The organism is Ideonella flava (genome assembly GCF_051857595.1).
Taxonomy (GTDB): domain Bacteria; phylum Pseudomonadota; class Gammaproteobacteria; order Burkholderiales; family Burkholderiaceae_C; genus Ideonella.
The window spans coordinates 350,371-375,321 of record NZ_JBPZHD010000004.1; the positions used below are offsets into that span (position 1 = coordinate 350,371).

26 protein-coding genes are annotated in these 24,951 nt (G+C 69.3%); 6 read left to right on the plus strand and 20 right to left on the minus strand.

Annotated elements, in window-relative coordinates:
- From ACS5PM_RS10700 to recA, 7 genes are all read right to left on the minus strand, one after another.
- Window positions 1-1,026 carry a serine/threonine-protein kinase gene (locus ACS5PM_RS10700; protein ID WP_439387598.1) on the minus strand — a complete coding sequence of 342 codons (1,026 nt, stop codon included), beginning with the start codon at window positions 1,024-1,026 and terminating at the stop codon, window positions 1-3.
- A 136-nt stretch (window positions 1,027-1,162) separates the two neighbouring features.
- Complete coding sequence (locus tag ACS5PM_RS10705; protein ID WP_439387599.1) at window positions 1,163-1,855, minus strand: TerC family protein; 693 nt, start codon at window positions 1,853-1,855, stop codon at window positions 1,163-1,165.
- A gap of 132 nt (window positions 1,856-1,987) precedes the next feature.
- Entirely contained in the window at window positions 1,988-2,881 is an 894-nt protein-coding gene (sucD, locus tag ACS5PM_RS10710) for a succinate--CoA ligase subunit alpha (protein ID WP_439387600.1), read from the minus strand.
- 17 nt (window positions 2,882-2,898) lie between these two features.
- Window positions 2,899-4,059 (minus strand): ADP-forming succinate--CoA ligase subunit beta, encoded by a 1,161-nt coding sequence (gene sucC / locus ACS5PM_RS10715; protein WP_439387601.1) that lies wholly within the window; start codon window positions 4,057-4,059, stop codon window positions 2,899-2,901.
- A 57-nt stretch (window positions 4,060-4,116) separates the two neighbouring features.
- Window positions 4,117-4,725 carry a DUF2889 domain-containing protein gene (locus ACS5PM_RS10720; protein WP_439387602.1) on the minus strand — a complete coding sequence of 203 codons (609 nt, stop codon included), beginning with the start codon at window positions 4,723-4,725 and terminating at the stop codon, window positions 4,117-4,119.
- A gap of 132 nt (window positions 4,726-4,857) precedes the next feature.
- Window positions 4,858-5,445: a regulatory protein RecX gene (locus ACS5PM_RS10725; RefSeq protein ID WP_439387603.1), complete on the minus strand. Its 588-nt coding sequence runs from the start codon at window positions 5,443-5,445 to the stop codon at window positions 4,858-4,860.
- 24 nt (window positions 5,446-5,469) lie between these two features.
- Window positions 5,470-6,507 carry a recombinase RecA gene (gene recA / locus ACS5PM_RS10730; protein WP_439387604.1) on the minus strand — a complete coding sequence of 346 codons (1,038 nt, stop codon included), beginning with the start codon at window positions 6,505-6,507 and terminating at the stop codon, window positions 5,470-5,472.
- 182 nt (window positions 6,508-6,689) lie between these two features.
- Here recA and ACS5PM_RS10735 point away from each other — a divergent pair, with 182 nt between their 5' ends.
- On the plus strand, window positions 6,690-7,361 hold the full coding sequence (locus tag ACS5PM_RS10735; RefSeq protein WP_439387605.1) for a response regulator: 672 nt from the start codon (window positions 6,690-6,692) through the stop codon (window positions 7,359-7,361).
- 98 nt (window positions 7,362-7,459) lie between these two features.
- Complete coding sequence (locus ACS5PM_RS10740) at window positions 7,460-8,920, plus strand: sensor histidine kinase (protein WP_439387777.1); 1,461 nt, start codon at window positions 7,460-7,462, stop codon at window positions 8,918-8,920.
- A gap of 163 nt (window positions 8,921-9,083) precedes the next feature.
- Here the strand turns inward: ACS5PM_RS10740 and rodA are convergent, their stop codons facing one another.
- Genes rodA through ACS5PM_RS10765 form a run of 5 tightly spaced genes read right to left on the minus strand, consistent with a single transcriptional unit; the run spans window position 9,084 to window position 14,921 of the window.
- Window positions 9,084-10,238 (minus strand): rod shape-determining protein RodA, encoded by a 1,155-nt coding sequence (gene rodA / locus ACS5PM_RS10745; RefSeq protein ID WP_439387606.1) that lies wholly within the window; start codon window positions 10,236-10,238, stop codon window positions 9,084-9,086.
- Window positions 10,235-12,382, minus strand: coding sequence for a penicillin-binding protein 2 (mrdA, locus tag ACS5PM_RS10750; protein ID WP_439387607.1), 2,148 nt, complete (start codon window positions 12,380-12,382; stop codon window positions 10,235-10,237). Before mrdA ends, rodA begins: the two co-directional genes overlap by 4 nt.
- A gap of 10 nt (window positions 12,383-12,392) precedes the next feature.
- Window positions 12,393-12,923 carry a rod shape-determining protein MreD gene (gene mreD / locus ACS5PM_RS10755; RefSeq protein ID WP_439387608.1) on the minus strand — a complete coding sequence of 177 codons (531 nt, stop codon included), beginning with the start codon at window positions 12,921-12,923 and terminating at the stop codon, window positions 12,393-12,395.
- The gene (mreC, locus tag ACS5PM_RS10760; protein WP_439387609.1) at window positions 12,920-13,843 is read right to left on the minus strand and encodes a rod shape-determining protein MreC; all 924 of its coding nucleotides are present in this window, start codon (window positions 13,841-13,843) and stop codon (window positions 12,920-12,922) included. The genes mreD and mreC overlap by 4 nt, the downstream gene beginning before the upstream one ends.
- Before the next feature lie 34 nt (window positions 13,844-13,877).
- A complete protein-coding gene (locus ACS5PM_RS10765; RefSeq protein ID WP_439387610.1) occupies window positions 13,878-14,921 on the minus strand; it encodes a rod shape-determining protein in 1,044 nt (347 codons plus the stop codon).
- Between the two features lie 437 nt (window positions 14,922-15,358).
- On the opposite strand from ACS5PM_RS10765, the gene gatC reads away from it, so the two are divergent.
- Genes gatC through gatB form a run of 3 tightly spaced genes read left to right on the plus strand, consistent with a single transcriptional unit; the run spans window position 15,359 to window position 18,602 of the window.
- A complete protein-coding gene (gene gatC, locus ACS5PM_RS10770; RefSeq protein WP_439387611.1) occupies window positions 15,359-15,658 on the plus strand; it encodes an Asp-tRNA(Asn)/Glu-tRNA(Gln) amidotransferase subunit GatC in 300 nt (99 codons plus the stop codon).
- Window positions 15,655-17,136, plus strand: a complete 1,482-nt coding sequence (gatA, locus tag ACS5PM_RS10775) for an Asp-tRNA(Asn)/Glu-tRNA(Gln) amidotransferase subunit GatA (RefSeq protein ID WP_439387612.1) — start codon at window positions 15,655-15,657, stop codon at window positions 17,134-17,136. The genes gatC and gatA overlap by 4 nt, the downstream gene beginning before the upstream one ends.
- Window positions 17,133-18,602: an Asp-tRNA(Asn)/Glu-tRNA(Gln) amidotransferase subunit GatB gene (gene gatB / locus ACS5PM_RS10780; RefSeq protein ID WP_439387613.1), complete on the plus strand. Its 1,470-nt coding sequence runs from the start codon at window positions 17,133-17,135 to the stop codon at window positions 18,600-18,602. The genes gatA and gatB overlap by 4 nt, the downstream gene beginning before the upstream one ends.
- Window positions 18,603-18,608: 6 nt before the next feature.
- On the opposite strand, the gene ACS5PM_RS10785 is transcribed toward gatB, so the two are convergent.
- The 5 genes from ACS5PM_RS10785 to pyrE all read right to left on the minus strand — a co-directional run bounded on the left by ACS5PM_RS10785 (window position 18,609) and on the right by pyrE (window position 22,430).
- Entirely contained in the window at window positions 18,609-18,962 is a 354-nt protein-coding gene (locus tag ACS5PM_RS10785) for an EF-hand domain-containing protein (RefSeq protein WP_439387614.1), read from the minus strand.
- Window positions 18,959-20,554, minus strand: coding sequence for a S10 family peptidase (locus ACS5PM_RS10790; protein ID WP_439387615.1), 1,596 nt, complete (start codon window positions 20,552-20,554; stop codon window positions 18,959-18,961). Before ACS5PM_RS10790 ends, ACS5PM_RS10785 begins: the two co-directional genes overlap by 4 nt.
- A gap of 112 nt (window positions 20,555-20,666) precedes the next feature.
- Entirely contained in the window at window positions 20,667-21,032 is a 366-nt protein-coding gene (locus tag ACS5PM_RS10795) for an MliC family protein (RefSeq protein WP_439387616.1), read from the minus strand.
- Window positions 21,033-21,057: 25 nt separating this feature from the next.
- Window positions 21,058-21,747, minus strand: coding sequence for a hypothetical protein (locus ACS5PM_RS10800; RefSeq protein WP_439387617.1), 690 nt, complete (start codon window positions 21,745-21,747; stop codon window positions 21,058-21,060).
- Between the two features lie 8 nt (window positions 21,748-21,755).
- A complete protein-coding gene (gene pyrE / locus ACS5PM_RS10805) occupies window positions 21,756-22,430 on the minus strand; it encodes an orotate phosphoribosyltransferase (RefSeq protein ID WP_439387618.1) in 675 nt (224 codons plus the stop codon).
- Between the two features lie 27 nt (window positions 22,431-22,457).
- Here pyrE and ACS5PM_RS10810 point away from each other — a divergent pair, with 27 nt between their 5' ends.
- A complete protein-coding gene (locus tag ACS5PM_RS10810) occupies window positions 22,458-23,246 on the plus strand; it encodes an exodeoxyribonuclease III (protein WP_439387619.1) in 789 nt (262 codons plus the stop codon).
- A gap of 41 nt (window positions 23,247-23,287) precedes the next feature.
- On the opposite strand, the gene ACS5PM_RS10815 is transcribed toward ACS5PM_RS10810, so the two are convergent.
- From ACS5PM_RS10815 to ACS5PM_RS10825, 3 genes are all read right to left on the minus strand, one after another.
- Entirely contained in the window at window positions 23,288-24,229 is a 942-nt protein-coding gene (locus ACS5PM_RS10815) for a DMT family transporter (protein ID WP_439387620.1), read from the minus strand.
- A gap of 114 nt (window positions 24,230-24,343) precedes the next feature.
- Window positions 24,344-24,619 carry a hypothetical protein gene (locus tag ACS5PM_RS10820; RefSeq protein ID WP_439387621.1) on the minus strand — a complete coding sequence of 92 codons (276 nt, stop codon included), beginning with the start codon at window positions 24,617-24,619 and terminating at the stop codon, window positions 24,344-24,346.
- 107 nt (window positions 24,620-24,726) lie between these two features.
- Window positions 24,727-24,936, minus strand: a complete 210-nt coding sequence (locus ACS5PM_RS10825; RefSeq protein WP_439387622.1) for a hypothetical protein — start codon at window positions 24,934-24,936, stop codon at window positions 24,727-24,729.
- Between the last annotated feature and the right edge of the window lie 15 nt (window positions 24,937-24,951).

Here is a 24,951-nt window from a genome sequence, read left to right on the forward strand (position 1 = left end):
TCACGGGAGGGTCGGCGGCGTAGGGCAAAGAGGCGCGTCCATTGTGCCTGCCGCCGCCGATGCTGGCGCCCCAGGGGAAACCAAGGTCGGCTCGAGCGCCGCCGCGACATGACGCAGTTCACGCGCCACGGCGTTTCCGTCCGCCGGCCTGTCGCCCGGCGCCTTGGCCAGCAGGTGCGCCAGCAATTCGTCCAGCGCCACCGGGAGGTCCGGTCGCAGCCGCCGCAGCGAAGGCGGCGGCTCCGAGGTGATCGCCCGCAGCAGCTCGCCCATCGAGCCCGCCTCGAAGGGCAGGCGGCCGGTCAGGAGCTCGAACAGCACGACCCCGAGCGCATAGAGGTCGCAGCGGCCGTCCACAGGTGCGCCGGCGAGCTGCTCGGGCGCCATGTAGACGGGCGTCCCGGCCAGCACGCCGCTGCGGCTGCGTTCTGCATCGGTGAGATGAGCGCATCCGAAGTCGGCGACCTTCAGCCTGCCGTTCGCCGGATTGAAGAGCAGGTTGGCCGGTTTGATGTCGCGGTGCACGACGCCTTGGCGGTGCGCATGCGAGAGCGCCTCGGCCGCGTCCGCCATCAGCTGCAGAACCAGCGGCTCCGGGAGCAGGCGGGCGGTGCAGGTGTAGCGGGCAAGGTCGCTGCCGGCTATCCATTCCATCGCGATCCAGCCCACCGCCTCCTCGCCCTGGCCTTCGATGCCGGTCGCGTGGCACTGGACGATGGCCGGGTGCCGGAGCTTGGCAGCGGCATGAGACTCGCGCAGGAAACGTTCGCGCGTCAGCTCCCCACCGTGCAGGCGGACCGTCTTGATGGCGAGGGGGGCGCCGCTGTCCGGGTCGCTGGCCAGATGCAATTCACCCAGGGCGCCATGCGCAAAGGTGCGCACCAGGGGGTAGCCGCCGATCTGCACGCCGGGCATCTCGCTGGGTGAGCCGAGCGTCACACCGGCGGCGAAGCCGCGCGCGCGACGCTGCCACGGCCAACGGCGCCGCAGCGCCTGGCTCCAAGACGTGGCACCGTTGCCACCCATTGCCCGATACCCCCCGTTATAAGTCGATTGACGTTAGCACAGGGGCTGTGCCGGGGGACGTTTCGGGATGTGGCATGCGCAACACCCCCTGACGGCATCGCGGCCCGATGCTGGCGGGCCGGCGGCTGGCCGGCGCTCAGGCCGGCTGCCGTGAGTGCTGGCGTTTCTTCAGGAACAGGCCCACCGCCACCACGATCGCCGAGCCCAGGCCCGCGCCGATGTAGACGGTGCTGTGCGGCAATTCGCCGAACCGGGCGACGATGGCCGGATCGGTCAGGATCATCTCGCCGGCCAACCAGCCCAGCAGGCCCGCGCCCGCGGTGATGATGATGGGGAAGCGTTCCATCACCTTCAGCAGCAAGGTCGATCCGAAGATGATCAGCGGGATGCTGATGCCCAGGCCGAGCACCAGCAGTACCGTGTCGCCCTTGGCCGCTGCGGCGACCGCCAGGACGTTGTCCAGGCTCATCACCAGGTCAGCCACCAGGATCGTGCGGATGGCGGTGAGCAGCCCGGAGTTGGCCGATTCGCCACCCTCCTCGTCACCTTCGGTTTCCTCCAGCAGCAGGGACACGCCGATGTAGACCAGGAGCAGGCCGCCCACGACCTTCAGCCACGGCCACTTGAGCATCTCGACGGCGATCAGCGTGAGGACGATCCGCATCACGATCGCCGCTGCGCTGCCGAAGAAGATCGCCTTCTTCTGCTGGTGCGGCGGCAGGGCACGCGCTGCCAGCGCGATCACGACGGCGTTGTCCCCCGACAGCAGGATGTTGACCCAGATGATCGAGCCGAGGGCGGCCCAGAAAGCGGCAGAGGTGAGGTCCATCGTGGTTGGTGCGGCGGCGGAGGGAAAACGAAAAGAGGGCCGCAGCCCTCTTTGGTGGTGTGTTGCGCGGGCCGAAGTGTAAATTCAGACGCGCCGGGAGATGTTCGTGTTAGTACGCACTCCCCCATCGGATCAGAGCAGACCCTTGAGCAGCTTGCCCATCTCCGACGGGTTGCGGGTGATCGTGAAGCCGCACTCTTCCATGATGGCCAGCTTGGCGTCGGCCGTGTCGGCGCCGCCGCTGATCAGGGCGCCGGCATGGCCCATGCGCTTGCCCGGGGGGGCGGTGACGCCGGCGATGAAGCCGACGATGGGCTTCTTCATGTTGGCCTTGCACCAGCGCGCGGCTTCGGCTTCGTCCGGGCCGCCGATCTCGCCGATCATGATCACGGCATCGGTGTCCGGATCGTCGTTGAAGGCCTTCATCACGTCGATGTGCTTCAGCCCGTTGATCGGATCGCCGCCGATGCCGACCGCCGAGGATTGGCCCAGGCCGATCTCGGTCAGCTGCGCCACCGCTTCATAGGTCAGCGTGCCCGAGCGCGAGACCACGCCGATGCGGCCCTTCCGATGGATGTGGCCCGGCATGATGCCGATCTTGATCTCGTCCGGCGTGATGAGGCCGGGGCAGTTCGGGCCCAGCAGCAGCGTGCGCTTGCCGCCTGCGGCCTCCTTGGCCTTCATCTTGTTGCGCACTTCGAGCATGTCCCGCACGGGGATGCCTTCGGTGATGCAGATCGCCAGGTCGAGGTCGGCTTCGACGGCTTCCCAGATCGCCGCGGCGGCGCCGGCGGGCGGCACGTAGATCACGCTGACGGTGGCGCCGGTCTGGCCGGCGGCTTCCTTGACGCTGGCGTAGATCGGAATGCCTTCGAAATCCTCGCCGGCCTTCTTGGGGTTCACGCCGGCGACGAAGCAGTTCTTGCCGTTGGCGTAGTCGCGGCAGCCGCGGGTGTGGAACTGCCCGGTCTTGCCCGTGATGCCCTGGGTGATGACCTTGGTGTCTTTGTTGATGTAGATGGACATGTTCTGTGCTCCTGGGCTTACTTCACCGCCGCAACGATCTTGGTCGCCGCTTCGGCCATCGTGTCTGCGCTGATGATGGGCAGGCCCGAGTCGGCCAGCATCTTCTTGCCCAGGTCTTCGTTGGTGCCCTTCATGCGCACCACCAGCGGCACCGACAGGTTCACCGCCTTGCAGGCTGCGATCACGCCGTCGGCGATGGTGTCGCACTTCATGATGCCGCCGAAGATGTTGACCAGGATGCCCTTGACGTCCGGGTTCTTCAGCATGATCTTGAAGGCCTCGGTGACCTTCTCGGCGGTGGCGCCGCCGCCCACGTCGAGGAAGTTGGCCGGCTCGCCGCCGAACAGCTTGATGGTGTCCATCGTGGCCATCGCCAGGCCTGCGCCGTTGACGAGGCAGCCGATGTTGCCGTCCAGCGAGATGTAGGCCAGGTCGAACTTGCTGGCTTCGATCTCGGCCGCGTCTTCTTCATCGAGGTCGCGGTAGGCCACGATCTCGGGGTGGCGGAACAGCGCGTTCGAGTCGAAGTTGAACTTCGCGTCGAGAGCGATCAGGTTGCCCTTGCTGTCGCGGTTGAGCGGGTTGATCTCGACCAGCGAGGCGTCCGTCTCCATGTAGCAGCGGTACAGGTTCTTGAACAGCGTGACGGCCTGGTCCACCGTGTTGCCGCTCATGCCGACGGCCTCGGCCACCTTCTTCACCTGCGCGTCCGTCAGGCCGACCAGCGGGTCGACCAGCTCGGTGATGATCTTCTCGGGGGTGCTGTGGGCGACCTCCTCGATGTCCATGCCGCCTTCGCTCGAGCAGATCAGGGCGACCTTCTGGGAGGCGCGGTCGGTGACCAGCGAGACGTAGAACTCCTTCTGGATGTCCGCGCCTTCCTCGATGTACAGGCGACGCACCTTCTGGCCCTCGGGACCGGTCTGGTGCGTCTTCAGCTGCATGCCCAGGATCTGGCCGGCCAGCGCCTTCACCTCGTCCATCGACTTGGCCAGCTTGACGCCACCGCCCTTGCCCCGGCCGCCGGCGTGGATCTGTGCCTTGACGACCCACACTTTGCCACCCAGCTTCTGAGCGGCCTCGGTGGCCTCCTGCACGGTGAACGCCGGGTAGCCGCGCGGCACCGGCACGTCGAACTGGCGCAGGAGTTCCTTGCCTTGGTATTCGTGGATCTTCATGGGGGGCTAGTCGTGATTGCGGGACGAAAACGAACGGCGGCCGAAGGGCGCCGGCGGTCAGCCGCCGGCGGGCGGCGGGACCGCGGCCGGCGCCGGATTGTCGGACAGATTGGTAGCGCCAGGCTGACGACGGTACCAACGGGGATAGTGCAGACGTACAGCTTCGCCGTCGGAGGCGAGCGCGTGGCAGCGGTCGAGCTGGAAGGGCTTGGTATCGCTGTCGGGGTGGACCTTGAGCACGTCGCCGGCGAAAGCCTGGACGACGGCCGTCGGCAACACGTCGGCCAGCTCGCTCAGGTGGGTGCATCCCTGCACGCCACCCAGGCGCTCGCGTACCGCGCGCTTGAAGCCCTGCATCAGGTTCAGGCCCGCCAGAGCGGCGTAGCGGTCGCCATGCTCGTCGCAATGGCCGGGATAAGGCATGGCGACCGATTCGGCGCCGGACTGAAGGATGTTGAAGGCCGTGTCGACGACGATTCGCAGGTGCAGGTCGTGGATGGGCTCGCCGGCCGGGCGCTCGCGGCCGGCGCTATGGGTCGGCCGGGTCTTGGTGTCTCGCACGAAGGCGTCGATCTCCCAGAGCCCGTCGGCTCGGGCGTAGGCCTGAACCTGGATCGAACGCTGGTGCTTGAGTTGGCGCTGGGGGTCGGCGGAAGGCAGCGGCATGGGGACGGCAGGCGTGCTGAGCCGCGTGCGCCGCGAGATTCGGACGAGCGCCGGGACAACATTTCACTGTAGCACGCGTGTTGCAACGCAGCATACGTGGTGCCCGCGAGGAACGACGATGACCGCGGTCAATCAGTCATCATCGCGGCCGCCCACCACGCGGCGCACCACCTCGGCCGCGAAACCGCGCGCGGCGAGGAAGCGCATCTGGCGGGCGCGTTCGGCCGGATCGGATGGGGGAGTGCCGCCGTACTTGCGCTGCCAGACGGCCCGCGCTCGCTCCATCTCCGTTTCACGCAGTTGGCGGGCCGTCTCGGCATCCAGCTCGACGCCGTGGCGCGCCAGCTCCTGCCGGATGCGCGACGTGCCCTGGCGCTTTGCACGGGCGTTGACGCGGCTTTCGGCGAAGCGAGCGTCGCTCAGGTGGCGGGCGGCCTCGAGCTCGTCGAGCAGGCGATCGATGTCTTCGGTCGCCGCGTCGGCGTCGAAGATGACGCTTGGGACGACGGGTTCGCCGGCGGGATCAGGATGCGCCAGCTCGGGCCGGTCCCAAGGGTCGCGCGGCCCCAGGGCGGCCACTCGGGCAACCTCTTCAGCCGCCGCCTGTGCGCGCTTGCGAGCGTGGGCAAGCAGCTTGTTGCGCAGTTCGGCCCGGCTGTGCTCTCGCCGGGCCAGCAGGGCCAGGGCCTGGCCCTTCAGGCTGAGCGGCGGGCGTTTCATGCCGCCGTCGGCTCGGGGGCCGTCCTACTCGGCGGCCTCGCCGCCCAGCAGCGGCACGCCCATGGCCTCGCGCACCTTGTTCTCGATTTCGCGGGCCAGCGCGGGGTTCTCGCGCAGGAACTCGCGCGAATTGTCCTTGCCCTGGCCGATCTTCTCGCCGTTGTAGGCGTACCAGGAGCCGGACTTCTCGACGATCTTGGCGGTCACGCCCAGGTCGATGATCTCGCCCTCGCGGCTGATGCCCTCACCGTAGAGGATGTCGAACTCGGCTTCCTTGAACGGCGGCGAGACCTTGTTCTTGACGACCTTGACGCGGGTCTCGTTGCCGATGATCTCCTCGCCCTTCTTGATCGAGCCGATGCGGCGGATGTCGAGCCGGACGGAGGAGTAGAACTTCAGCGCGTTGCCGCCGGTGGTGGTCTCGGGGCTGCCGAACATCACGCCGATCTTCATCCGGATCTGGTTGATGAAGATCACCATGCAGTTGGACTTCTTGATGGTGGCGGTGAGCTTGCGCAGCGCCTGGCTCATCAAGCGGGCCTGCAGCCCCGGCAGGCTGTCGCCCATCTCGCCTTCGAGTTCGGCCTTGGGCGTGAGCGCGGCGACTGAGTCGATGATGATGAGGTCGACCGCGCCGGAGCGCACCAGGGAATCGACGATCTCCAGCGCCTGCTCGCCGGTGTCGGGCTGGCTGATCAGCAGCTCCTGCAGGTTGACGCCGAGCTTTTGGGCGTACTGGATGTCCAGCGCGTGCTCGGCGTCGATGAAGGCGGCGACGCCGCCGAGCTTCTGCATCTCGGCCACGACCTGCAGTGTGAGCGTGGTCTTGCCGGAGGATTCGGGGCCGTAGATCTCGACCACCCGGCCGCGCGGCAGGCCGCCGACGCCCAGGGCGATGTCCAGGCCCAGCGAGCCGGTGGAGACGACCTCGATGTCCTCGATCACCTCGCCCTCGCCCAGACGCATGATCGAGCCCTTGCCGAACTGCTTCTCGATCTGCGCCAGCGCGGCCGCCAGGGCCTTGGACTTCTCGGTGTTCAGGTTTTTCACGGGTGCGTCCATCTCGGCAGGACTCCTTTTGGCCATCGGTGTCAGTCGTCAGTATTGAACGGCGATTATGTCAGAAGCTGGATATTCGTACAGTGGATTTTTCGGCCTTGTCGAATGTCAAGGCCGGCCACGCCTGGCTGCCTAGAATTCGGGCACGGGCTGGTCATGAAGAACCGGCCCAGGAGACAAGGCCGATGCGCATCCTGATTGCAGAAGATGACCAGGTCCTGGCCGACGGCCTGCTGCGCTCGCTGCGTGGCGCGGGCTATGCGGTCGACCAGGTCGGCACCGGGAGCGAAGCCGACGCGGCCCTGGCCTCGCACGAATTCGACCTGGTGATCCTGGACCTGGGCCTGCCCAAGCTGCACGGGCTGGAGGTGTTGCGCAAGCTGCGGGCGCGCGGCTCCAGCATGCCGGTGCTCATCCTGACGGCCGCCGATTCGGTCGAGCAGCGTGTCAAGGGCCTGGACCTCGGCGCCGACGACTACATGGCCAAGCCCTTCTCGCTGCAGGAGCTGGAGGCCCGCGTGCGCGCCCTCACCCGCCGCGGCCTGGGCACCGCCTCGAGCATCATCAAGCACGGCCCCCTGAGCTTCGACGCCACCGGCCGCGTGGCCTACATCAACGACCAGATGATCGAGCTGTCGGCCCGGGAGATCAGCCTGCTCGAGGTGCTCCTGCAGCGCGCCGGCCGCCTGGTCAGCAAGGACCAGCTCGTCGCCCGCCTGTGCGAGTGGGGCGAAGAGGTCAGCAACAACGCGATCGAGGTCTACATCCACCGGCTGCGCAAGAAGATCGAGCAGGGCCCGATCCGGATCGCCACCGTGCGCGGCCTGGGCTACTGCCTGGAAAAGATCCAGGGCTGATCCCACAAGGCTGACGTCAGCTGCGCGGCTATGCTGAAGCCGTGAGCAAGGCCACCGCGCGCGAGCAGCGTTCCCTTTTCGGCGAGATCCTGGACTGGATGCTCGTGCCGCTGCTTCTGCTGTGGCCGATGAGCGCGGCATTGACCTGGCTGGTGGCGCAGAACATCGCCGCCAGGCCTTATGACCGCGACCTGGCGCAGCTGACACGCATGATCGCGCGCCAGCTGGTGGTGGCCTCTCCGCGCAGCGGCGAGGCGGTGCTCACCCTGCCCGAGCCGGCGGCGGCCCTGCTGCGCAGCGACGATGTCGACCGGGTGTACTTCCAGGTGCTTGACGAGAAGGGCGAGGTGCTCGCCGGCGACCGCGAACTGCCCGCGCCGGACGCCGACCCGGCGGCGCCCGTCCCCGTGGGCGAGGTGCAGTTTCGCGACGAGACGATCCAGAACGAGCCGGTGCGGGTGGCCAGCCTGAAGGTCGAGCCAGCCACGGACGACCCGGTGCGCATCGGCCTGGTGCAGGTCGGCGAGACGCTGGAAAAGCGCAGCCGCCTGACCACCGAGATCATCAAGGGCGTGCTGCTGCCGCAGTACGTCATCCTGCCGGTGGCGGTGCTGCTGGTGTGGTTCGCGCTGGCGCGAGGCATCGCCCCTTTGAACCAGCTTCAGCAGCGCATCCAGCGCCGGCAGAGCCACGACCTCAGCCCGATCGACCAGCATGACGTGCCGGAGGAGGTCGCGCCCCTGGTGCGTGCCATCAACGACCTGCTGATGCGGCTGGACCAGTCGATGGCCACGCAGAAGCACTTCCTGGCCGACGCCGCGCACCAGCTCAAGACGCCGCTGGCCGGCCTGCGCACCCAGGCCGAGCTGGCGCAAAGGGAGATCGACGCGGGCGGCGGGGACGCGCAGTCCGTCAAGCGCTCCCTGCAGCAGATCGCCCGCTCGAGCCAGCGCGCCGCACACATGGTCAACCAGCTGCTGGCCATGGCACGGGCGGAGGACGAGGAGCAGGCCCGCCGCACGCAGGACTTCAGCCTCCTGCGGCTGGCCACCGACACGGTGCAGGACTTTCTGCCGAAGGCCTTCGAGAAGCGCATCGACCTGGGTTACGAGGGCCCGGACGGCGATGCCGACAGCGTGCCGCGCCTGCACGGCCAGCCCCTGCTCGTGCGGGAGATGATCCGCAACCTCGTCGACAACGCCTTGCAGTACACGCCGGAGGGCGGCACGGTCACGGTGCGCATCACGCCCGATCCCTTCGGCCAGGTGCTGGTGCTGCAGGTCGAGGACAACGGCCCCGGCATCCCGGAGGCGGAGCGCGAGCTGGTCTTCCAGCCCTTCTACCGCGCGCTGGGGACGAACGTGGACGGCAGCGGCCTGGGCCTGGCCATCGTGCGCGAGATCGCCGAGAAGCACCGTGCCACGGTGACCATCGACAACGCGCGCCCGGCGGCCTCTTCGGCACCGGGCGGCGGGCCGGGCACGGTGTTCACCGTGCGCTTTCCCTTGCCGGTCGCAACGCCTGAAGTCGCGACAGCCGCCTCGCCGGCGGCGGGTTGAATCGGCCTCAGTCGCCGACGGGCCGCCCCTAGGCGACTGATCCCCTCGGGGGACCGACGCCAAAGGCGGCGTAGGGGCTCATTCAGTCGCCGACGGGCCGCCCCTAGGCGACTGATCCCCTCGGGGGACCGACGCCGAAGGCGGCGTAGGGGCTGAATGATCTTCAGCTCTGCATCAGCCGCCGGCTCTTGGCAATCGACATCAGCATGCCCAGCGCCAGGCCCAGCGTGACCATCGCCGTGCCGCCGTAGGAGATGAACGGCAGCGGGATGCCGACCACGGGCAGGATGCCGCTGACCATGCCCATGTTGACCATGGCGTAGGTGAAGACGCTCAAGGTCAGCGCCCCGCCCAACAGGCGGGTGAAGACGGTGGGCGCCTCCGCGGCGATGAGCAGCCCGCGCACCAGCACGAAGCCGAAGCAGGCAATGAGGGAGAGCGTGCCGACCAGGCCGAACTCCTCCGCGTAGGCCGCGAAGACGAAGTCGGTGGTCCGCTCGGGGATGAACTCCAGGTGCGTCTGGGTGCCCTTCATGAAGCCCTTGCCGGTGGGGCCGCCGGAGCCGATGGCGATCATGCCCTGGATGATGTGGAAACCCTTGCCGAGCGGGTCGGTGGTCGGATCCAGCAGGGTGCAGACGCGGTGCTTCTGGTAGTCGCGCAGCAGCGGCCACTTCACGTCGTCCTGGCAGATGCGATCGGCCGAAAGCACCACGGCACCGATGGCGAGCACGCCTGCGACGAGCACCGGCAGGATGAGCCGCCAGCTCAGGCCCGCGAAGTAGATGACGTACAGCCCACCCGACAGGATCAGGATCGCAGTGCCCAGGTCGGGCTGCTTGACCACCAGGCCCACGGGCACGAGCAGCAGCGCGCCGGCGACGGCGAAATCGAGCGTGCGCAGCTGGCCCTCGCGCTTCTGGAACCACCATGCCAGCATCAGCGGCATGGCCAGCTTCATCAGCTCGGAGGGCTGGATCACCATGCCGATGTTGAGCCAGCGCGTCGCGCCCTTCTTGGTGATGCCGAACAGCGCGGTGGCGACGAGCAGCGCCACGCCGACCACGTACAAGGGCACGGCGATGCGCATGAGCCGCTGCGGCGGCACCTGCGCCACCAGGAACAGCACCCCCAGCGCCAGCAGCATGTTGCGGCCATGGTCGACGAAGCGCGTGCCGTGGTCGAAGCCGGCCGAGTACATCGTCATCAGGCCCAGGCCACCGAGCAGCGTCAGGGCGAGCAGCAGCGGGAGGTCGAAGCCGGAGAAGACCGGCTTGATGCGGCTCCACAACGGCGGGCGTTCGATGACGACGCTCATCGTCGTGCTCCCGAAGCCGCCGTGACGCCGGCGCCGGCCCAGGTGCCCGACGCCGGCTTGACGGCCGATGCGGGGGCGGAGGCGGGAGCGCGCCGCGCGGCGGACGCAGCAGGCGCGGGTGCCGACGCTGCCGCACTCGCGGCACCGGCTGCCGGATCCGGCGCGGCCACCAGGCCCATGGCGATCGAGCTGCCCGGCCCGGCCGGCAGGGGGATGTCGGCCGGCTTGCGCGGCGTGCCGATCGGGGCGATGCCCTTGCCCTCGCGCACCAGGGCGATGTCTTCCTCGCTCGGGTACTGGTCCATCAGCAGGTAGTCGAGCACACGGCGGGCGATGGGCGCGGCGGCGCCCGAGCCCCAGCCGGCGTTCTCGACGATCACCGCCAGGGCCACCTTGGGCTGGTCCAACGGCGCGAAGGCGATGTAGAGCGAATGGTCGCGCAGGTGCTCGGCGACCCGGGCCGCGCTGTACTTCTCGTTGGCGCGGGCCCCCACGGCCTGGGCGGTGCCGGTCTTGCCGCCGCTCTGGTAGCCGGCGCCGGCGAAGACCTTGGCCGAAGTGCCGGCGATCGTCACGCCGTTCATCGCGTCGCGGATCACCGCCACGTCCGATGGCCTCAGGCCGATCGCCGGCAGCGCCGCGGACGAGATCTCCCGCTTGCCGCCGCCGACCATGTCCTCGATCTCGTGCACCAGCCGCGGCTTGAAGCGCTGGCCGCCCGAGGCCAGGGTGGCCACGGCCGTGGCCATCTGCAGCATGGTGAAGTTGTTGTAGCCCTGGCCGATGCCGAGCGAGATCGTCTCGCCGGCGTACCACTTCTGCTGCTCCGGCTTCTTGAACCGGTGCCGCTTCCATTCGGTGGAGGGCAGGTCGCCGGTCACCTCGCCTTCCATGTCGATGCCGGTGCGGCGGCCGAGGCCGAAGGGCTCGAGCTGGTCGTGGATCAGGTCCACGCCCATCTCGTTGGCCAGGCTGTAGAAGTAGACGTTGCTCGAGGTGACGATGGCCGCGCGCATGTCCTTGGGGCCGGCGCGATCGGTCTCTGGGCTGCCGAAGGTGCGGCCGCCGAAGCTGTAGGTGAGGTTGTCCTGAATGACGGTGTGTGCGTCGCGCTTGCCGGAGTTCAGCGCCGCCATCGCCATGAAGGGCTTGAAGGTGGAGCCCGGCGGGTAGGTGCCGCGCAACGCGCGATTGAGCAGCGGCTTGTCGATGTTCTCGTTCAGGTCGCGCCAGTTGTCCACGTCGATGCCGTCGACGAACAGGTTGGGGTCGAAGGTCGGCTTGGAGACGAAGGCCAGCACCTCGCCGTTGCGCGGGTCTATGGCCACCAGGGCACCGCGGCGTTCGCCGAACAGCTGCTCGACGAGCGCCTGCAGCTTGATGTCGATCGACAGGATCAGCGTGTTGCCGGGGGTCGAGGGCCGGCTGTCGAGCCGCCGAACTGCGCGGCCGCCGGCCGAGGTCTCGACCTGCTCCACGCCCGTTCGGCCGTGCAGCTCGCTCTCGTAGGCCTGCTCCAGCCCCAGCTTGCCGATGTACTCGGTGCCGCGGTAGTTGGCCAGGGTGTCCTCGTCCCAGTCCTCCATCGCCTGCTTCTCGGTCTGGTTGATGCGGCCGATGTAGCCCAGCAGGTGGCTTGCGGTGTCGCCCAGCGGGTAGTTGCGGAACAGCCGGGCCTTGATCTCGACGCCCGGGAAACGGAAGCGCTGGGCGACGAAGCGCGCCATCTCGGTGTCGGTCAGCCGGTTGCGGATGGGCAGCGACTCGAAGCTCTTGCTGTCCTCCAGCTGGCGCTTGAAGCGACGGCGGTCGCTGGGGCGGATGTCCACCAGCTCGGCCAGGCCGTTGATGGTGGCCTCGAGGTCGTCGACCTTGGCCGGGGTGATCTCCAGCGTGTAGGCGGTGTAGTTGTTGGCCAGCACCACCCCGTGCCTGTCCATGATGCGGCCGCGGTTGGGCACGATGGGGACGATGGCCGTGCGGTTGGCCTCGGCCTGGCTGGCCAGGTCTTCGTGGCGGATGACCTGCAGGTAGACCAGGCGGGCCGTGAGCAGGCCGAAGCCGATCAGCACGAACAGGCCCGCCGCGAGGATGCGCAGCCGGAATCGGTCCAGCTCGCGCCCCAGGTCCTTGAGTTCCGTCACGACTGCCTCGTCACAACGGGCGGTTCTTGTCGGGGTCGGGCGGCCGGCGCTGAGGTGCCAGCAGCAGGGCCGCGGCGACCGGCCACAAGGCGGTCTCGACCAGCGGCGCGATGAACAGGCTCCAGCCCGGGAAGCTGTCGCCCACGATCAGCCGCACGACCAGCGAGGCGGCGTGGGCGGCGAAGAACAGGGGCAGCACGTGCAGCATCTGCTCGAGGATGCGAAACCACAGCAGGCGCCGGTGGATCATGATCGCGAGGTAGCTGAGCACCGTGTAGGCCAGGGCATGCTGGCCCAGCAGCGCCCCCTGGTGCACGTCGATCAGCAGGCCGAAAAGGAAGGCCCAGCCGATGCCGACGCGGCGCGGCTGGTGCACGTTCCAGAACACCAGCGTGAGGGCCATCAGGTCCGGCATGGCCGCCACGCGGCCGACAGGCACCAGGTTGACCGCGAAGGCCAGCAGCAACGTGAACCACACGAACAGCGGGTTGACCGGCAGCAGCAGCTGGTCGGAGCCGCGCGGCATGATCACGCCTCTCATCGCTTGCCTCCGCGGCGGTTGCGGGCGCTGTTGTCGGGCTCCGGCGAAGGCTCCGGCCGCGGCGGCATCTGCAGGCCCACCGGCTCCAGCACCAGCACGTGGCGCACGCCGTCGGGCACGGCGGTGGGCGCCAGCTGGATGCGGGCGAAGGAGGAGTCCGCGCTGCGGTTGACCGCGGCCACCTTGGCCACCGCCAGGCCCGGCGGGTAGACGCCATCGCCCCCGCTGGTGGTGAGCACGTCGCCCGACTGCACGTCGTCGTTGCTGGCCACGAAGCGCAGCTCCAGCGTGTGGCCGTCGCCGCTGCCGAAGGCCGCGCTGCGGTGCTGGGTGCGGCTGTTGACGACCGGGATGGCGGCGTCCTTGTCGACCAGCAGCGTGACCTCGGCCGAGTACGGGTAGACGCGTGTGACCTGGCCGAGCACGCCGGATTCATTGACCACCGGGGCGCCGGCGGCGACGCCGTTCTGGCTGCCGCGGTCGAGGAAGACCTTGTGCGAGAACGGGTCCGGTGCCTCGTAGAGGATCTCCGCAGCCAGGCTCTTGACGCTGATGGCCGGCCGCAGCTCGAGCAGCGCGCGCAGCTTGGCGTTCTCCTGCGCGAGCTGCTCGACGCGGGAAGAGCGCTCGGCCTGCGCGGCCAGGAGCTGGCGCATCTCGTTCTCGTGGGCCAGCGCCGTCTTCAGCCCGCCGAGGTAGTCGCCGGCGTCGTTCCAGCCCTGCACGGGGATGCTCAATACGCGAACCACCGGCAGCAACGCCGTGGCCGCGGCAGCGCGCAGTGGCTTGATCAGCGCCAGGCGGCCGTCCGCGGCCATGAGGAAGATCGCCAGTGCAGAGAACAGCACGAGCTTCGTCCGCGCCGGCAGGCCCTGGCGGAAGAACGGTGGTGGTGAGCGGTCGAGCGTGCCGTGGGGCATGGCGTCGCCTGGCGGGCCGGCGGCCCGGAAAGCCTTATTCGGAGGTGAAGATGCTTCCGAGGCGCTCCATGCGCTCCAGGGCCATTCCGCAGCCGCGGACCACGCAGGTCAGCGGGTCCTCGGCCACCAGCACCGGCAGGCCGGTCTCCTCGGCCAGCAGGCGATCCAGGTCGCGCAGCAGCGCGCCGCCGCCCGTCAGCATCATGCCGCGCTCGGCGATGTCGGCGCCCAGCTCCGGCGGGGTCTGCTCGAGCGCGTTCTTGACCGACGAGACGATCTGGTTGAGCGGGTCGGTCAGGGCTTCCAGGATCTCGTTGGAAGAGATGGTGAAGCTGCGCGGCACGCCTTCGGACAGGTTGCGGCCCTTGACCTCCATCTCCTTCACCTCGCTGCCGGGGAAGGCCGAGCCGATGCTCTTCTTGATGGCCTCGGCGGTGGGCTCGCCGATCAGCATGCCGTAGTTGCGGCGGATGTAGTTGATGATGGCCTCGTCGAACTTGTCGCCGCCGACCCGCACGGAGCCCTTGTAGACCATGCCGCCCAGCGAGATCACGCCCACCTCGGTGGTGCCGCCGCCGATGTCGACCACCATGGAGCCGGAGGCCTCGCTCACCGGCAGGCCGGCGCCTATGGCGGCGGCCATAGGCTCTTCGATCAGGTAGACCTCACTCGCGCCGGCGCCCAGGGCCGACTCGCGGATCGCGCGCCGCTCGACCTGGGTCGAGCCGCAGGGCACGCAGATGATGATCCTCGGGCTCGGCTTGAGCAGCGAGGCCGGGTGGACCATCTTGATGAACTGCTTGAGCATCTGCTCGGTGACGGTGAAGTCGGCGATCACGCCGTCCTTCATCGGGCGGATGGCCTCGATGTTGCCGGGCACCTTGCCCAGCATGGCCTTGGCTTCCTTGCCGACGGCCTGAATGGTCTTCTTGCCGCTCGGGCCGCCCTCATGGCGGATCGAGACGACCGAGGGCTCGTCGAGCACGATGCCCTTGCCGCGCACGTAGATGAGCGTGTTGGCGGTGCCCAGGTCGATGGCGAGGTCGGTCGAGAAGTAACGACGCAGCGGTGCGAACATGTGGGATCAGTGAAGCGAAGCTGCCAGCGTCCGGGCCGCCCGCCCACGCGCGCAGACGCGGCGCATGGAGGGCTCGACAGCACAGGGCAGCATGAATGAGGGGCGCGGTGGCGGCAGTAGCTCTGCGGGCAGGGCCCGAAATCGAGTCGGGCCAGAATAGCCGCAGTCGCGGGAATCCAAACGTGACCCACGACACCGCGTGTTTCGCGCCGCCATCCGCCGCCGCGTTGCATCGCCCCTTTCGGCCAAGGGCTGCTGCAGCGCTTTGCAGGGTTGGCCGCCCTGACGTATTCCGGCGGCTTGTGGATAACCGGAGATAATACCGCAAGCCCCCTGGGCCTTTCGTGGGGCGGCACCCCGAAATTTGCCCGGGGGCGCCCTTCGCGGCGGGCCTGCCGCGCGCCTGGCGATCGGCGCGCACAACCCAAGAATCACCCATGGCACTCACCCCCGAGGACGTGAGCCGAATCGCCCATTTGGCGCGACTCGAACTCTCGCCCGCCGAAGCCCAAGCGATGCTCGGCGACCTGAACGGCTTCTTTCGCATCGTCGAGCAGATGAGCGCGGTCGACACCGCCGGCGTAGAGCCGCTGTACACGCCACTGTCGGCCGTGCAGGCCGTGCAGCTGCGGCTGCGCGAAGACGTGGTCACCGAGGGCAACGAGCGCGAGGCCAACCAGGCCAGCGCGCCCTCGCTGGAAGACGGTCTGTTCCTCGTGCCGAAGGTGATCGAATGAGGGCCGCGCTTCACGACCTGGGCGTCGCCGCGCTGAGCCGCGCCCTGGCGGACAAGCAGGTGTCCAGCGTCGAGCTGGTCGACCACCTGCTCGGCCGCATCGCCGACCACCGATCCCTTGGCGCCTTCCTGCACCTCGATGCAGACGGCGCCCGCGCGGCCGCCCAATTGGCCGACGCCGCCCGTGCCGCCGGCCAGGCCAGCCCGCTCACCGGCGTGCCGATCGCGCACAAGGACATCTTCGTCACCCGCGGCCAGCCCTCGACGGCCGGCTCGAAGATGCTCGAAGGCTACGCCAGCCCCTTCGATGCGACGGTGGTGGCGCGCCTGGCGGCCGCCGGCGTCGTCTCGCTCGGCAAGCTCAACTGCGACGAGTTCGCCATGGGCTCGGCCAACGAGAACTCGGCCTTCGGGCCGGTGAAGAACCCGTGGGATGCGACGCGCGTGCCCGGCGGCTCTTCCGGCGGCTCGGCGGCGGCGGTGGCAGCGCGTCTCGTGCCGGCAGCGACCGGCACCGACACGGGGGGCTCGATCCGCCAGCCGGCCAGCTTCACCGGCATCACCGGTATCAAGCCGACCTACGGTGTGTGTTCGCGCTACGGGATGATCGCCTTCGCCTCGAGCCTCGACCAGGCCGGCCCCATGGCCCGCTCGGCCGAGGATTGCGCGCTGCTGCTGTCGGCCATGAGCGGCTTCGACGAGCGCGATTCGACCAGCGTGCAGCGCCCGCCGCAGGACTTCCATGCGCAGATGCTGAAGCCCCGCGAAGGAGCGGCGGCTGCGAAGCCGCTGCAGGGCCTGCGCATCGGCCTGCCGAAGGAGTTCTTCCCGGCCGCCCTCGCCGCCGACGTCAACGGCGCCCTGCGCGCCGCGCTGGCCGAGTACGAGAAGCTCGGCGCCACGCTGGTGGATGTGAGCCTGCCGCGCACCGAGCTGTCCATCCCGGTGTACTACATCATCGCCCCGGCCGAGGCGAGCTCGAACCTGAGCCGCTTCGATGGCGTGCGCTACGGCCATCGCGCGAAGCAGTACATCGACCTGCTCGACATGTACAAGAAGACGCGCTCGGAAGCCTTCGGCCCCGAGGTCAAGCGCCGCATCATGATCGGCACTTACGTGCTGAGCCACGGCTACTACGACGCCTACTACCTGCAGGCCCAGAAGCTGCGCCGCATGATCGCCGACGACTTCCAGGCCTGCTTCCGCGAGTGCGACCTGATCGCCGGCCCGGTGGCGCCCACGGTGGCGTGGAAGCTGGGCGAGCAGGGCGACGACCCGGTCAAGGCCTACCTCGCCGACATCTTCACCCTGCCCGGCAGCCTGGCCGGCCTGCCCGGCATGAGCGTGCCCGCGGGCTTCGGCGAGCATGGCATGCCGGTCGGGCTGCAGCTGCTGGGGAACTATTTCGCCGAGGGCCAGTTGCTCCAGGCCGCCCACGCCTTCCAGCAGGCCACGGACTTCCACACACGCCAGCCATGAGCAGCCCTCAACTCATCCGCGGCTACGAGGTCGTGATCGGCCTCGAGACGCACGCCCAACTGTCCACCGCGTCGAAGATCTTCTCCGGCGCCTCCACCCGCTTCGGCGCCGAGCCCAACACCCAGGCCTGCCCGGTCGACCTGGCTTTGCCGGGCACGCTGCCGGTGATCAACCGCGGGGCGGTCGAGCGGGCCATCCGCTTCGGCCTGGCCGTGGGCGCCAAGGTGGCGCCGCAGTCCATCTTCGCCCGCAAGAACTACTTCTACCCCGACCTGCCCAAGGGCTACCAGATCAGCCAGTACGAGATCCCGGTGGTCCAGGGCGGCACGGTGCATTTCTTCGTCGGCGATCAGGCCAAGACGGTGCACCTGACGCGCGCCCACCTGGAGGAGGACGCCGGCAAGTCCATGCACGAAGGGCTGGAGACACCGGGCGCGTCGGGCATCGACCTGAACCGGGCGGGCACGCCGCTGCTGGAGATCGTCACCGAGCCCGACATGCGCTCGGCCGCCGAAGCGGTCGCCTATGCCAAGGCCCTGCACGGCCTGGTCGTGTGGCTGGGCATCTGCGACGGCAACATGCAGGAAGGGTCCTTCCGCTGCGACGCCAACGTCTCGGTACGCAGGCCCGGCGCGCCCTACGGCACGCGGCGCGAGATCAAGAACCTCAACAGCTTCCGATTCCTGCAGCTGGCCATCGAGGCCGAGGTGCAGTGGCAAATCGACGAGATCGAGGACGGCCGCGAGATCCAGCAGGCCACGGTGCTGTTCAATCCCGACGCCAACGGCGGCCGCGGGGCGACCCGCATGATGCGGACCAAGGAAGACGCGCACGACTACCGCTACTTCCCTGATCCGGACCTGCCGCCGCTGGTGATCGCGCCCGAGTGGGTCGCCGCCGTGCAGGCCGCCATGCCCGAGCTGCCTGGCGCCATGGCCGAGCGTTTCATGCTGGCCGACGGCCTGCCCGAGTACGACGCCACGATGATGGCCCAGAGCCTCGCCTTCGCCCGCTATTACGAGGAGGCGCGCGATGCGAGCAAGGCGCCCAAGCTGGTCGCCAACTGGCTGATGGGCGAGGTGAGCAAGCGACTGAACAGCGAGGACCGCGAGATCGGCGAGGCGCCGGTGGCGCCGGCCACGCTGGGCAAGCTGATCCAGCGCATCCAGGACGGCACCATCCCGAACAACGCCGGCAAGCAGGTGTTCTCGGCGCTGTGGAGCGGCGAAGGCACGGATGTCGATGCGATCATCGAGGCCAAGGGCCTGAAGCCGATGAACGACCTCGGCGCGCTGGAGAAGATCGTCGACGAGGTGATCGCCGCCAATGCGCGGTCGGTCGAGGAATACAAGGCCGGCAAGGACAAGGCCTTCAACGCCCTGGTCGGCCAGGTGATGAAGGCGAGCAAGGGCAAGGCCAATCCGGCGCAGGCCGGCGAGTTGCTGAAGGCGCGGCTGAGCGCCTGACCGGCCCTAGCGGCTTCGCTGCCGCTGGGCCAGCCAGGCTTGCACCTGGGTCCAGCTCACGCTGCCGTGGCGGCTGGCGTCGATCTCGTCGAAATGCCTGGCGACGTATCCCAGGCCGGCGGCTTCGGCTTGAGCCCGGCTGATGTCGCCGGCGCCGGTGGTGTCGGCCGCTTCGAACCGTGCTCGCAGCTTGGCCTGGACCTGCGCCTGCAGGGCCTCGCCGCGCGTCTCGGCTGACGGCGTCACGTGGCGCAGGGACTCGGGGATCGCCGGGTCGCGCAGCACTGCCTGGGCCAGTGCCGGGGCGGCAAAGAGCCCGGCGGTCATGGCCAGGCAGAACGCTTGCAGCAGCCGTCTCATCGCGCGGCTCCTCTTCTGGCGGCGCGCGCCGCCGCGGCGGCCGCGGCCTGGTAGAAGGCCGCCAGGTCGGCCTTTTCGACAGCGCGCGACCCGTCGTCCAGATAGGTCATGTGGCCACCGAGGTAGGCGCGCACGGTGAAGCGCGAGGCGAGGTCCGGCAGGCGTGCCAGGTCGCGCTCGGTCTGGTAGAACGGCGTGGCCAGGTCGTCCACCCCGGCCACCGACAGCACCTTCAGGTCCGGGTTGATGGCCATCGCCGCGGCCAGGTCCGGCACTGCATCGGGCAGTTCCTGGCCGTCGTGGCCGAAGTCCCAGTAGCTGATGGCGTCGCTCACGGTGACGTAGTGGCTGCGGGTGCCGTAACCCAGCACCGCGGGCAGGTAGTCGTTGATGGCCGTTTCGAACTCGCCGCTGATCACGGTCGACGACGGGTCGCCTTCGCGGGCCAGCGGGCTGCCGTTGGGCACGGCCATGCGGGCGTCGTAGCGGCCGGTGATCTCGCCCGGCTTGAGCGTGCGCTGGAAGAGATCCGGCCCGAGGCTGAACTGGGCCTGCCATTGCGAGACCGCCTCGCCGGTGTTCGTCTGCAGCGAATTCAGCAGCTCCGATGTCGGCGGGGTGCCGGCGGTAAGCCAGTCGACCACCGCCGGGTGGTAGCTGGTCTCGGCGAAATCGCGCATCTCGCCCAGGAAGGCGCCGAGGTCGTCAGGGACCGGCGTGGTCAGGCTGAACCAGGCGCCGACCGCGGAGTAGCTGGGCAGGTAGCCGGTGCAATCCACCGTGCCCGGCGAGAAGACGCCGCAGTTGCTGTTGTAGTTGAGGATGGACGATTGCAGGATCACGCCGGCCACCGCTACGCCGGCCGACTCGAGCCGCTCGGCGAGCACCGCGCTGCGCAGCGTGCCGTAGCTCTCGCCGAACAGGAAAAGCGGCGAGGCGGAGCGGCTGTTGAGCGCCTGCCAGCGGCGGATCGCATCGCGGAAGAGATCCGCGTCGGCATCCACGCCCCAGAAACTGCGGTTGCTCTGCGGCGCAATGGCTTCGGACAGCCCCGTGCCCACGGCATCGATGAAGACGAGATCGGATTCGTCGAGCAGCGATTCGGCGTTGTCGACCAGCGGGAACGGCCTGGTGGGCGACGTGCTGGGCGCACCCGTGGCCAGTCGCTTCGGTCCGAAGGAGCCCAGGTGCAGCCAGACGCTGGCCGAGCCGGGGCCGCCGTTGTAGAAGACGGTGACGGGCCGTGTCGCAGGATTGGCGCCGTCCAGCGTGTAGGCCACGTAGAACAGGCTCGCGAGCGGCGCGTCGCCCACCAGGGCATGGGCCGTCAGGTGGCCGGCCGTGGCGGTGTAGGCGAGCGCCCGGCCGCCAAGGGTGATCTGGTGGTGCGTGACGGCGCTGGCCTCGGTGGCGCTGGCGAGCGAGGCATTGGGGCTGGTGCTGTAGGTCACCGGGTCGTCGTACGCCAGGGGGGGGCTGCCGCCGCTGTCGTTCGATCCCCCGCCACCGCCCCCGCAGCTGGACAGCAGCAGCGAAACGACCAGGCACGAGGCCAGGCCCGAAAGCCGCCGGATGAAGGACGAACGATGCATGGCGGCTAGCTTAGCGCGCCCGCGCAAGCAGCGGCGCTTCGTGTTGGGCCATGGGCGCCGCACGCCGCTTGGAATCGGCCCGCTGCGGCGGGCCGGGCGGTGAATCCGCCCGTCAGCGGGTGGCCGTGCTCGCGGGCGCCGGCGCGACGACACCGAGCGCGTCGGGCCGCAGCGCTCGCACGACCAGCTTGCAGGCCACCGACGGCTGGCCCTTGCGTTCCAGCGTCGCCTGGCTCTTCAGCAGGGTGATGGACACCCCCGTGCGCGCCGACACGTAGCGCGCCTCGCGGGCCTCTCTCACACGTTGCAACGTCCAGTGCTGGCCTTCGTAGCGCAGCTGGGCCGAGCGGGGGGAGAAGTCCGCTGTCAGCGTGGAGCCGCCCTCGCAGTCGTAGTCCGCCGGGGCGGCCAGGGCGCCAGCGCAGGCGAACGCGGCCAGCGGCGCGGCGGCCAGGGCGGCCAGGCGAAATCGAGACATCGAAGGGGACTCCTCGGCTGAAAGACTAGGGGACGGACGCCGGCCTGGCGGAGGGGCCGGGGATCGGGCCCATGCGGCCGGGAGCCGCGCCGGCCCACAGCGCGCGCAGGCGGGCGAGCTCGGCGTCGAACTGCTGGTTGATGCGCACGTGCTCGGCCTGCTGGTCGCGCAGGATGGTTTTCTGCGCCTCGACCGCGCCCTCGTTGGCGGCGATGCGGGCGCGAAGCGCCCCCGGCACCGTCTTCGTGGTGATCGACTCCCGCTCCTGCGCCAGGGCCTGCGTGTCCACGTCGAGTTCCTGCAGGCGGCGCTGGGCGATGTCGATCTGCCGGTTCGCCTGCTCCAGCGCCCGGCGGCGCGCTTCGTCATGGCTGGCCTGGTCCGGATAGCGCGCCAGCAGCGCGCGATCGCGCTTGGCTTCGGCCTCGCGGGCCAGACGCAGCTGCTCGGCCTGGCGCCTGGCGGCCTCCTGGCGTTCCTTCTCCTCGGTGCTCTGCGCCGGCGGGACGACGGCCTTGAGGGTGCCGTCGCGGTTCAGCATGCGCTGGTCCTGGCCGAGGCATTCGGGGATGGGCCGGTCGGAGCTGAGGCGATGGCCCTGCGCATCGACGCAGCTGTAGATCGACGTGGAGCCCGGCGACTGGCCTGGCTTGCTGGTGGCCGCCCAGCCGGCCGCGGCCACCGCCGCCAGCCCGAGCGCCGCCGCGATGCGCATGAACCTGCTCACACGCCGTAGCGTGCGCGGTAGGCCGCGACGCGCTCGGTATTGGCCTTGAGGGCCGGGTCCTCGGTGCCGGCCAGGAACTGCATCAGGTCGGCCAGGGTGGCGATGGCGACGACCTTCAGGCCGAGATCCTGCTCGACGTACTGGACACCCGATCGGGTGTCGCCGCCGGCGTCGCTGGCGCGCTCCTGCCTGTCCATGGTGATGGCCACGCCGACCGGCGTGGCGCCGGCGGCCCGGATCACCTCCGCCGCCTCGCGCTTGGAGGCGCCGTCGGTGATCACGTCGTCGATGATCAGCACCCGGCCCTTGACCGGGGCGCCGACGAGCGTGCCGCCCTCGCCGTGGTCCTTGGCTTCCTTGCGGTTGTAGGCGTAGGGCAGGTTGCGGCCCTCGCGGGCCAGGCCGATGGCCACCGCGGCGGCCAGGGTGATGCCCTTGTAGGCCGGGCCGAAGAGCATGTCGAATTCGAGGCCCGAGGCGATCAGGCGGCGTGCATAGAATTCGCCCAGCTTCGCGAGCTTCGCGCCGTCGTCGAACAGGCCGGTGTTGAAGAAGTAGGGCGACTGTCGGCCGGCCTTGGTCTTGAAGTCCCCGAAGCGCAGCACCCCCGCCTCCACCGAGAACTTCACGAATTCCTGCGCCAGCGGGTCCGGCGACTCGTTAAGGGCCATGTCTTGCACCGAAGGACGATTTCACGAATGGGATTCCGCCTCGTCACGCTCAATCTCAACGGCATCCGCTCGGCAGCGGCCAAGGGGTTCGTCGAGTGGGCGGAACAGGCCCGCGCCGATTGTATGGGGGTGCAGGAGGTCAAGGCCCAGCACGCCGACGTGGCCGGCCGCTTCGAGCGGGTGGCCGACATGGACGGGCACTTCCACTTCGCGCAGAAGAAGGGCTATTCGGGCGTCGGCGTGTACACGCGGCATGCGCCCAGCGACGTGATCGTCGGCCTGGGCGAGCCCGAGTTCGACGACGAGGGCCGCTATGTCGAGGTGCGCTTCGACAAGCCGGGCCGGCCGCTGAGCATCATCAGCTGCTACTTCCCCAGCGGCTCGTCGGGCGAGGAGCGGCAGGCGGCCAAGTTCCGCTTCCTCGAGGTGATCTATCCGCACCTGCTGTCGCTCAGGGGAAAGCGCGAGTTCATCCTGGTGGGCGACGTGAACATCGCCCACAAGGAGATCGACCTCAAGAACTGGAAGGGCAACCGGAAGAACTCCGGCTTCCTGCCCGAGGAGCGCGCCTGGATGACCCGCCTGCTGGAGGAGGCCGGCATGGTCGACGTCTTCCGCCGCCTGAACGACAAGGAAGAGCAATACACCTGGTGGAGCAACCGTGGCCAGGCCTGGGCCAAGAACGTCGGCTGGCGCCTGGATTACCACCTGGCCACGCCCGGTGTCGCGGCGCATGCGAAGAGCGAGCACATCTACCTGGACAAGCGCTTCTCCGACCATGCGCCGCTGTCTATCGACTACGACTTCGAGCTCTGAGCCGGCCCGACGCCGCCTGGTGGCGTAGGTCCTCGGGGAGATCAGCCGTCCAGGGGCAGCCCGCCGGCGACCGGGGCGGGGCCACCGCGGCGAAGCAGCAGCGGCACCGCCTGCGCCGCCAGGATGCAGCCCAGGATCAGCCCGCAGCCGGCCCAGCCCGCAGGCGACAGGCGGTCGCCGGCCAGCCAGGCGCCGAAGAAGGCTGCGAACACCGTCTCGCTCGAAAGCAGCAGCGCCGCATCCGCCTCATGGGTGTGGCGCTGGGCCACCACCTGCGCGGTGTAGCCCACTCCCACCGAGACCAGCCCGGTATAGGCAATCGCGCCGGCGGCGGCCTGCATGGCCGACCAGTCGATCGGCGGCTCGATCCAGGCCGCCAACAGCAGGCTGAGGGCGGCGCAGACGACGAACTGCGCGCACGCCACGGTGTAGGGAGCTCCCAGCCGGTTGGCCGCCCGGCCGATGAGCACCACGTGCAGCGCCCAGAACAGGCTGCTCGCGATCACCCACCAGTCGCCCACCACCATCTCGACGGGTTGCGCGCCGGTGAGCAGCCACGTGCCAGCCAGGCAACCCAGCGCGCAGGGCCAGACGACCGGATGCGGCCGGCGACCGAAGACCAGCCAGGCCAGCAGCGGGACGGCCGGGACGTACAGCGCCGTGAGGAAGCTGGCGTTCGTGACGCTGGTGGTCACCAGCCCGATCTGCTGCAGCGCCGCGCCCAGGAAGATCAGCGCCCCGAGGGAGACCAGCAACACCCAGCGCGGCGGGCCGCCGAGGGCCGCCGGCGTCGCCGCCTCGTGCCGGCGCCGACGCGATTCGCGCCAGGCCAGCGGGGCCACCACCAGCGCGCCCAGCGCGAAGCGCAGGCCGGTGAAGGCCATCGGCCCCAGGTCCTTCATGCCCCAGCTCTGGGGGACGAAGGCCAGGCCCCAGATGGCGGCCACCAGCAGGAGCAGGGCATCGGCCTGCCAGCGTTTCATCGTCGTCGGTCTCTCGGGCGAAACCGGCGAGCATAAAGGGGACGAACGGCGGATCAGCGCCGGGCAGGCGGCCCTCCCGGCATCCGTCGCCTGAACGAATGATCCTCGGGCCGATCAGGGCTTGACCGTCTCGCCGCCCTGGCGGGCCACCATCGGGGCGTCGGAGTCGGGCAGCAGCAGGCTGGTCAGCACCGTGCCCGGCAGGCGGTTCATCTCGGCCTCGTCGAGGCGGGCCACGAACTTCCAGCCGGCGGGCAGCTTGACGAAGACGAAGCCGGTGGGCGTGTCCACGTAGACGTCGAAATCCTTCACGGGCACCGAGCTGGACTGGGCGAGCGCGGAGGCGCTGAGCAGCAGGGCGGCGAAGGCGGTGGCGATGGACTTGATCATGGTGTTTTCTCCGGGAAGACGTGTTGAAGATGGATCGCCCATGCAAGAAGCGGGCTGAATGGCACAAGCAAGAGCACCCCGGGCTGGGCGGCCCGGCCAGGCCGGATCTATTCCAGAGGGGTGAGGATTCGTTCGACGGCCGACTGAAGGGCGGCCTGCAGGCCGCTGAAGTCCTTGAAGTCGACCTGCCGGCCGGTGGCCAGATGCACCAGGCGGCCCGGGAGCGCGGCGCCGGACGGGCTCGCGCTCCTGTGCAGCCGGACCACGAAGCTGAGCGCGTGGGGGTACGGCGGTACGGTGTCGAGGGGATTGTCCATGACGGCGAGTCCTTT

What these genes read in the sequence shown, in the direction of transcription:
- pyrE (WP_439387618.1), bottom strand. Translation starts at nt 22,430, where the DNA reads ATGGCCCTTAACGAGTCGCCGGACCCGCTGGCGCAGGAATTCGTGAAG.
- ACS5PM_RS10720 (WP_439387602.1), bottom strand. Translation starts at nt 4,725, where the DNA reads ATGCCGCTGCCTTCCGCCGACCCCCAGCGCCAACTCAAGCACCAGCGT.
- ACS5PM_RS10765 (WP_439387610.1), bottom strand. Translation starts at nt 14,921, where the DNA reads ATGTTCGCACCGCTGCGTCGTTACTTCTCGACCGACCTCGCCATCGAC.
- ACS5PM_RS10740 (WP_439387777.1), top strand. Translation starts at nt 7,460, where the DNA reads ATGCTCGTGCCGCTGCTTCTGCTGTGGCCGATGAGCGCGGCATTGACC.
- ACS5PM_RS10705 (WP_439387599.1), bottom strand. Translation starts at nt 1,855, where the DNA reads ATGGACCTCACCTCTGCCGCTTTCTGGGCCGCCCTCGGCTCGATCATC.
- ACS5PM_RS10725 (WP_439387603.1), bottom strand. Translation starts at nt 5,445, where the DNA reads ATGAAACGCCCGCCGCTCAGCCTGAAGGGCCAGGCCCTGGCCCTGCTG.
- gatA (WP_439387612.1), top strand. Translation starts at nt 15,655, where the DNA reads ATGAGGGCCGCGCTTCACGACCTGGGCGTCGCCGCGCTGAGCCGCGCC.
- rodA (WP_439387606.1), bottom strand. Translation starts at nt 10,238, where the DNA reads ATGAGCGTCGTCATCGAACGCCCGCCGTTGTGGAGCCGCATCAAGCCG.
- ACS5PM_RS10800 (WP_439387617.1), bottom strand. Translation starts at nt 21,747, where the DNA reads ATGCGCATCGCGGCGGCGCTCGGGCTGGCGGCGGTGGCCGCGGCCGGC.
- ACS5PM_RS10820 (WP_439387621.1), bottom strand. Translation starts at nt 24,619, where the DNA reads ATGATCAAGTCCATCGCCACCGCCTTCGCCGCCCTGCTGCTCAGCGCC.
- ACS5PM_RS10795 (WP_439387616.1), bottom strand. Translation starts at nt 21,032, where the DNA reads ATGTCTCGATTTCGCCTGGCCGCCCTGGCCGCCGCGCCGCTGGCCGCG.
- ACS5PM_RS10790 (WP_439387615.1), bottom strand. Translation starts at nt 20,554, where the DNA reads ATGCATCGTTCGTCCTTCATCCGGCGGCTTTCGGGCCTGGCCTCGTGC.
- gatC (WP_439387611.1), top strand. Translation starts at nt 15,359, where the DNA reads ATGGCACTCACCCCCGAGGACGTGAGCCGAATCGCCCATTTGGCGCGA.
- ACS5PM_RS10785 (WP_439387614.1), bottom strand. Translation starts at nt 18,962, where the DNA reads ATGAGACGGCTGCTGCAAGCGTTCTGCCTGGCCATGACCGCCGGGCTC.
- ACS5PM_RS10825 (WP_439387622.1), bottom strand. Translation starts at nt 24,936, where the DNA reads ATGGACAATCCCCTCGACACCGTACCGCCGTACCCCCACGCGCTCAGC.
- sucD (WP_439387600.1), bottom strand. Translation starts at nt 2,881, where the DNA reads ATGTCCATCTACATCAACAAAGACACCAAGGTCATCACCCAGGGCATC.
- ACS5PM_RS10815 (WP_439387620.1), bottom strand. Translation starts at nt 24,229, where the DNA reads ATGAAACGCTGGCAGGCCGATGCCCTGCTCCTGCTGGTGGCCGCCATC.
- mreD (WP_439387608.1), bottom strand. Translation starts at nt 12,923, where the DNA reads ATGAGAGGCGTGATCATGCCGCGCGGCTCCGACCAGCTGCTGCTGCCG.
- mreC (WP_439387609.1), bottom strand. Translation starts at nt 13,843, where the DNA reads ATGCCCCACGGCACGCTCGACCGCTCACCACCACCGTTCTTCCGCCAG.
- ACS5PM_RS10700 (WP_439387598.1), bottom strand. Translation starts at nt 1,026, where the DNA reads ATGGGTGGCAACGGTGCCACGTCTTGGAGCCAGGCGCTGCGGCGCCGT.
- ACS5PM_RS10735 (WP_439387605.1), top strand. Translation starts at nt 6,690, where the DNA reads ATGCGCATCCTGATTGCAGAAGATGACCAGGTCCTGGCCGACGGCCTG.
- gatB (WP_439387613.1), top strand. Translation starts at nt 17,133, where the DNA reads ATGAGCAGCCCTCAACTCATCCGCGGCTACGAGGTCGTGATCGGCCTC.
- ACS5PM_RS10810 (WP_439387619.1), top strand. Translation starts at nt 22,458, where the DNA reads ATGGGATTCCGCCTCGTCACGCTCAATCTCAACGGCATCCGCTCGGCA.
- recA (WP_439387604.1), bottom strand. Translation starts at nt 6,507, where the DNA reads ATGGACGCACCCGTGAAAAACCTGAACACCGAGAAGTCCAAGGCCCTG.
- sucC (WP_439387601.1), bottom strand. Translation starts at nt 4,059, where the DNA reads ATGAAGATCCACGAATACCAAGGCAAGGAACTCCTGCGCCAGTTCGAC.